This is a genomic window from Falsiroseomonas sp. RANM36, assembly GCF_056682175.1.
Genome location: NZ_JBWXTD010000006.1, coordinates 532,281 through 532,594, shown reverse-complemented (window position 1 = coordinate 532,594; position 314 = coordinate 532,281). Strand labels below are relative to the sequence as shown.

At 63.7% G+C, this 314-nt stretch carries 1 tRNA gene; it reads left to right on the top strand.

The features are described from left to right. The first annotated feature begins 4 nt into the window (after positions 1-4). Positions 5-81: transfer RNA gene (locus AC1MIR_RS24160), tRNA-Met, on the top strand. The last annotated feature ends 233 nt before the right edge of the window (positions 82-314 follow it).

Genomic DNA, 314 nt, shown 5'->3' with positions numbered 1-314 from the left:
CCACCGCGGGGTGGAGCAGCCCGGTAGCTCGTCAGGCTCATAACCTGAAGGTCACAGGTTCAAATCCTGTCCCCGCATCCATCTTGATTTGCGACATGAACGCCTCGGGAACATCCCCGGGGCGTTTGGCAATTCCAGCCCCGGACATCCGAGCGCCCTCCGCCAGCGCCAGGATCGTGACCCTGCCCTGACCCTGCCCCCTTGGATGTCCCCGGCCTGAGCTAGAGTCCGTCGAAGGGAGACGGATGATGAAGCGATCGAGGTTCACGCAGGAGCAGATCATTGGGGTGCTGAAGGAGCACCAGGCGGGCGCG